The sequence below is a fragment of the Cupriavidus gilardii genome, assembly GCF_008801915.1.
GTDB classification, from domain to species: Bacteria; Pseudomonadota; Gammaproteobacteria; order Burkholderiales; family Burkholderiaceae; genus Cupriavidus; species Cupriavidus gilardii.
In genome coordinates this window covers 1-4,032 of record NZ_VZOV01000053.1, presented here as the reverse complement: position 1 = coordinate 4,032, position 4,032 = coordinate 1, and the positions used below count along the sequence as shown (strand labels likewise).

Here is a 4,032-nt window from a genome sequence, read left to right as displayed (position 1 = left end):
GCGGGCGGCGCGGCGGCCGGCGCCGGCGGCGCGCCATCATGCGGCGGCCTGGCGTGGCCGAGCGCCTGACGCATGCGTTCGCCCAGCGTCAGCGGCGCGGAGGCCGGTGCGATCGCCTGCGGATCGATGTCCGGCGCGGCGGCGGCCGCGCTGGCGCCGCCGTCGCGTGCCGCGTCGTGCTGATCCTTCGCGCCCGGCTTGCCTTCCCCTTCCTCGTTGGCCAGCGTGTTGCCCATTGCGCTGGCGCTGGCGATGCTGGCGGTATGGCCGGTGGTGAACACGCTGGGCGTATCGACCGGCGGCAGGCCGTGCGCGCGCTCGGAGACCGGCGGCGCGATCTCGGCCAGTTCGGCGGGCCATTTGCCGAGCAGGTAGTAGTCCATCACCTTGCGCGCGATCGGTGCCGCGTGTGCCGCGCCGAAGCCGGCGTTCTCGACGATCAGCGCCAGTGCGATCTTCGGCTTGTCGGCGGGCGCGAAGGCGGTGTACAGCGCGTGGTCGCGCTTGTGCTCGGCCAGCGCGTGGTGGTTGTACTTCTCGCCCTTGCTCAGCGAGAAGGTCTGCGCGGTGCCGGTCTTGCCGGCCGACTCGTAGGCCGCGCCGGCAAATACCTTGGCCGCGGTGCCCGAATGCGTGACGCCGACCATCGCGCGCTTGATCACGTCGATATCGGATTGCTTGAACGGCAGGCGGTAGCTTTCTTTGGGCACCGTCAGGCGGCGCTGGCGCGTGACCGCGTCCTCGATCGCCTTGACCAGGTGGGGCTTCATCACCACGCCGTTGTTGACCAGGATCGACGTCGCGTGCGCCAGCTGCAGGATCGTGAAGCTGTTGTAGCCCTGGCCGATGCCCAGCGAGATGGTTTCGCCGTCATACCACTTCTGCTGCTCGGGCTTGCGGTAGGCGCGCCGTTTCCACTCGGTCGACGGCAGGATGCCGCGGCTTTCGCCCTCGATGTCGATGCCGGTCAGCTGGCCGAAGCCAAGCGGCTTCATGAAGTCGTGGATCGCGTTGACGCCCATGTCGCGCGCCAGCGCGTAGTAGTAGGTGTCGCACGACGCGACGATCGAGCTGTTCATGTCGACCCAGCCGTGGCCGCCCGGCTTGTCGTCGCGGAAGGTGTGGTTGCCCAGCGTGAAGAAGCCGGGGTCGTGCATGCCCCAGTTCGCGGTGCGCTTGCCGGTCGCCAGCGCCGCCAGCGCCATGAACGGCTTGTAGGTCGAGCCGGGCGGGTAGGTGCCGCGCAGCGGGCGGTTCAGCAGCGGCTTGTTCGGGGAATTGTTCAGCTCGTTCCAGGTGGCGGTGTCGATGCCCTCGACGAACAGGTTCGGGTCGAAGGTCGGCTTGGAGACGAAGGCGAGGATGTCGCCGGTGGCCGGCTCGATCGCCACCAGCGCGCCGCGGCGGTCGCCGAACAGCGCCTCGGCCAGCTGCTGCAGCCGGATGTCGAGCGACAGGATCAGGTTGTTGCCCGGCGTCGCCGGCGCGGTCGACAGCGTGCGGATCGGCCGCCCGCCGGCGCTGACCTCGACCTCCTCGATGCCGGTCAGCCCATGCAGTTCGGTCTCGTAGCTCTGCTCGATGCCGATCTTGCCGATGTAGTTGGTGCCCTTGTAGTTGTCGGCGTCCTTGCGCGGATCGTACTTGGCCGGATCGGCGTCGTTGGCCTCGTCCATCGCCTCGATGCGCTGCTGGTCGCGCTGCGAGATGCGGCCGATATAGCCGACCACGTGCGAGGCGGATTCGCCCATTGGGTACTGGCGGAACAGCCGCGCCCGCACATCGACGCCAGGGAAGCGGAAGCGCTGCGCGGAGAAGCGCGCCACCTCTTCGTCGCTCAGCTGGCTGCGGATCGGCAGGCTCTCGAAGCTGCGCGACTCCTCCATCAGCCGGCGAAAGCGGCGGCGGTCGCGCGGCTGGATCTCGATCAGCTCGGACAGCTCGTCGATGGTGTCGTCCAGCGACTGTGTCAGCTTGGACGGCGTGATCTCCAGCGTGTAGGCGGAATAGTTTCGCGCCAGCACGATGCCGTTGCGGTCCATGATGATGCCGCGGTTCGGCTCGATCGGCGCCACCGAGATGCGGTTGTCCTCGGCCTTGGCCGAATACTGGTCGTGCTTGTACCACTGCAGCCAGAAGAAGCGCAGGAACAGCAGGCCGAACAGGATCACGGCGAACAGCGCCGCGGCCGCCACGCGAAGGCGGAAGCGGCCGAGCTCGAGTTCGACGTTGCGGATTTCGGTCATGGTGCTGCGTGGACGGGCGGTCGGGGCACGGAGGGGAACAGCGAGTGGAGTGCCATGCCGTCAGATCGGCCGGGTTTCGTCGACGTCGATCGAACGGCGCTGCGGCGCCAGCAGCAGGCCGGTGGCCAGCGGCCACAGCAGCGCCTCGATGCCGGGCGCGACCAGCAACGGCCAGCCGGGCAGCGGCGCGCCCATCAGCAGCCGGATCACGACCGGCACCGCATGCGCGACGAACAGCAGCGGCAGCACGTGCAGCGCCTGCGTATAGACGCTGAACCACAGCACGCGGCGGTGGATCGTGATGGCGAAGTAGGCCAGCAGCGTATAGGCCATCGCGTGCTCGCCGAGCAGGCGGGCATCGTGCACGTCCATCAGCAGGCCCAGCACGAACGCCACGCCCATGCCGACCTTGCGCGGCTGGTGGATGTTCCAGAACACCAGCACCAGCGCCACCATGTCCGGCACCCACAGGATGTCGCCCCACGGCAGCAGGTTGAACAGGAACGCCAGCACGAAGGTCAGCGCGATGAAGGCCGGATTGACCGGCCGCAGCAGGTATTGGGGATGGGTCACGGCTTCTGCTCCTGGCCGGGCGCGGCGGCAGGCGCCGTGGCGACCGTGGCCGCGGCGTCCGCCCTGGGCCTGGGCGCCTTCTCGGCTTTATCGGCTTTCTCGGCTTTATCGGCGGCTTTCTGCGCCTTGTCGGCCTTGCCGGCCTTCTCCGTCTTGCTGGTCTTGCCCGCCGCGCTCTTGCCGTCGCCGCCGGCCGGCAGGTCGCGCGAAGGTTTCTCGGCCTCGTAGCGCACCACCAGCAGCTGGCGGTGCGAACGCACGCCCGCGACCGGCTCGCAGTAGACGCGCGAGAACGCGGTGTCGGCCTTGCGTTCGATCTGCACGATGCGCGCGACCGGCAGTCCGGCCGGATAGACGCCGTCCAGCCCCGAGGTCACCAGCAGGTCGCCCTGCTGCAGATCGGCCGACGCCGCCATGAAGCGCAGATCCAGCATGCCGGCCTTGCCGCCGCCGAAGGCGATGCTGCGCAGGCCGTTGCGTACCACCTGCACCGGGATCGCCTGTTCCTTGTCGGTCAGCAGCGTGACTTCGGACTGGAACGGCGTCACACGCGTGACCTGGCCGACCACGCCCCGATCGTCGATCACCGGATACCCGGCCCGCACGTCGTGCTGGCTGCCACGGTCGATCACGATGCGCTGGCTGTACGGATCGCGCGCGTCGTACAGCACCTCGGCCGCGGTGACCGGCGTCGCCGATTGCTCCTTCAGGTCAAGCAGCTTGCGCAGTTGGCGGTTCTCGGCCTCGAGCTGGGCCTGGCGCAGCGCGTCGTCGGCCTGGGCCACGGCGCGCCGGCGCAGCTCGCGGTTCTCGCTGGCCAGCGCGGCGGACGACTGCAGATAGTCGAACGCGGCGCGCGCCATGTCGCGCGGTACCAGCACCGCGCGCTCGACCGGCATCAGCACGGTGGCGGCGACCTGCCGGACCGTGGACAGCGCATCGAAGCGGGCGTCGACGACCAGCAGCACCAGCGCCATCGTCACGAAGATGACCAGGCGCGCAAATGCGGACGTGCCCTGCTTGAATAGCGGTGGCGGCGTGTAATCCATTTAGCCGTACGCAGGCGGTGGCGGTCCGCATCGCCGGTACGCCGCGCGCGGGCGTCCGGGGGCGGACCGGAATTGGCTCAGTCGCGCGGGCCGCCGGTGGGCGGCGGCCGGCGTGGCCAGGGTGGCGCGGCGGCGGCCCCGCCCGTGGCCGGCGTCGGCCAGCG

General features: G+C 69.6%; 3 protein-coding genes. All 3 read right to left on the bottom strand.

Features of this window, described 5'->3' with window-relative positions:
* A partial coding sequence (mrdA, locus tag F7Q96_RS26220; RefSeq protein WP_151023606.1) for a penicillin-binding protein 2 occupies window positions 1-2,246 on the bottom strand: 2,246 nt, incomplete at its 3' end.
* A gap of 60 nt (window positions 2,247-2,306) precedes the next feature.
* On the bottom strand, window positions 2,307-2,819 hold the full coding sequence (gene mreD / locus F7Q96_RS26215; RefSeq protein ID WP_053820843.1) for a rod shape-determining protein MreD: 513 nt from the start codon (window positions 2,817-2,819) through the stop codon (window positions 2,307-2,309).
* Window positions 2,816-3,868: a rod shape-determining protein MreC gene (mreC, locus tag F7Q96_RS26210; protein ID WP_053820844.1), complete on the bottom strand. Its 1,053-nt coding sequence runs from the start codon at window positions 3,866-3,868 to the stop codon at window positions 2,816-2,818. The genes mreD and mreC overlap by 4 nt, the downstream gene beginning before the upstream one ends.
* Window positions 3,869-4,032: the final 164 nt, after the last annotated feature.

Coding starts and splice junctions, on each gene's coding strand:
- mreC (WP_053820844.1), bottom strand. CDS start 3,868: ATGGATTACACGCCGCCACCGCTATTCAAGCAGGGCACGTCCGCATTT.